Consider the following 252-nt stretch of genomic DNA (forward strand, 5'->3'; position numbering starts at 1 on the left):
GACCAGGGCTATCTCAGCTACCCGCGCACCGTGTCGGAAAGCCTGCCCGAGGGGCAGGCCGGGGATGCCGGCGCGGTGATGGCCGCCAGCGGCTCCGTGCTGGTGGACCTCCGGCCCCTCCTCACCGCGGACGCGCCCGTCATCCGGCGCGGGGCGAGGGGGCCCTACGTCAAGGACCCGGGCGAGCACCATGCCAGCGTCCCCCTGCGCAAGGCGCCGGAGCGCGGGCGGCTCGAGGCGGACCTCGTCCGC

At 76.6% G+C, this 252-nt stretch carries 1 pseudogene; it reads left to right on the forward strand.

The annotated features are described in order from the left end of the window. A pseudogene (locus AC0IWM_RS23825) lies at positions 1-252 on the forward strand (DNA topoisomerase); the annotation flags it as partial.

The organism is Methylobacterium sp. AC433, from assembly GCF_979253015.1.